Genomic DNA, 1725 nt, shown 5'->3' on the forward strand with positions numbered 1-1725 from the left:
ATCCTAACCAGCAAGCAGCAAACCTTGATGATGAAACAACTTGGAGCGATGCCTCCTTCCTTGTTAATGTCGGCGACAAAAAACGTCCATTCGTTCGCGCACAGGATCTCGGAATCGGCGGAGAAGAATTTGTTGTGATGGAGAACGGTCAGCCAGTCCCTCATACGAAAGCAAGGAACGGCGCGCTCGATGTAGATGCGACGATTAAAGGCATAAAAGTAAAATCAGTATTTAAGATTTATAAAGACAAGGTAATGGAAAAATCAATTGAGGCGTATGCAAAGCTTGCCGATGTTCCGGTTGACCAGATTATCCAGATTGCCCGTGAATTCACTTCACATGGAAAGAAAGTAGGCATCCATTCTTACCGCGGACCGGCAATGCATACAAACGGATACTACAATGTCCGTGCGATCAACATGCTGAACCATCTCGTTGGAAATCACGACTGGAAGGGCGGCGACACTGTATTAAGCGCAAAGTTCAAGACATTTGAAGGACGCTATGACCTGTTGACCGTTCCGAACGCAAATAAAGGCTGGGGCATACCGATTACTCGGCAAAAAGTTCCTTATGAAAAAACATCGTTGTTCGCAAAGGACGGCTATCCGGCAAAACGGCCTTGGTATCCGTTTGGGAATAACCTCATTCAAGATGTACTGCCTAGCTCAGCAGAAGGATATCCCTACAAAATCCGTGCACTTCTGATCAACAGGACATCTCCGGTAATGAATTCGCCGCGCTCAGATATGCAGGCGAAATTCATCAGAGACCCAAAAGTCGTGGAACTGGTTGTTTCTTCCGATACGATGATTGGAGAAACTTCAAAGTTCGCTGACTTTATCCTTCCGGATCTTGCTTACCTAGAAAGCTGGAATACAGAAGACATCTTTCCGATTTTAAAATATAAGTTTGCTGGAGTCATCCAGCCTGTTACACGAGTTGTACCAGATGCTCGTCCAACAGAACAAGTATATATCGATCTTTTAAAACAAATGGGACTTCCTGGAGTCGGGGAAAAGGCTTTTGCAGACGGATCGGCGCTTAACAGTCCAGAAGATTACTACTTAAAACGAATCGCAAACATTGCTTATGACGGCAAAAAACCAGTTCAGGATGCCAATGCTGAAGAACTGGCGATTTTTGAAAAAGCAAGGCAGAAAGCGTTAGGGAAGTACTTTGATATCCAAAAATTGAAAAACGCTGTGAAACCAGAAGAATGAAAGAAAGTCGTATACGTTTTGAATCGCGGCGGCCGTTTTGAAGCACCTGGCGACGAATATGTTGGCAATAAGCTTAAGTATCAATGGGCAAAACAGGTTTATTTTTACGATGAAAAAGCAGCAGGCTTCAAGAGTGCCTATACAGGCAAGTTCTTCGAGGGCGTTCCTGTAGCAGAGGAAATCAAGAAGTATGATGGCGAGGTTTACAAGCCAAACAAGCCGCTGCAGTTCATCAACTGGAAATCAAGGAATATGGCAACACACCGTACAGAAGGCAACACTTGGCTGCGTGAAATCAAGCCTGAAAACTATTTGTGGATCAATCCAATCGATGCCCGGAAGAAAGGCATCAAGACAGATGATGAGATTTACATCGTTTCGAGCAGCGCAAAGGTAAAAGGCCGAGCACTAGTCACACCAGGAATCAAGCCAGGAGTAGTTGGAGCAAACTTCAGCTTCGGACATAGCGCATATGGTTCGAAGCCAGTGAAAGTGGATGGCA

General features: G+C 45.0%; 1 protein-coding gene and 1 pseudogene. Both read left to right on the forward strand.

The window, feature by feature from the left end; genetic code table 11:
• A pseudogene (locus WB217_RS18460) lies at positions 1-1223 on the forward strand (molybdopterin-dependent oxidoreductase); the annotation flags it as partial.
• A gap of 18 nt (positions 1224-1241) precedes the next feature.
• A partial coding sequence (locus WB217_RS18465) for a molybdopterin dinucleotide binding domain-containing protein (RefSeq protein WP_423994785.1) occupies positions 1242-1725 on the forward strand: 484 nt, incomplete at its 3' end.

Source organism: Mesobacillus sp., from assembly GCF_049588175.1.
Lineage (GTDB): Bacteria > Bacillota > Bacilli > Bacillales > Cytobacillaceae > Mesobacillus.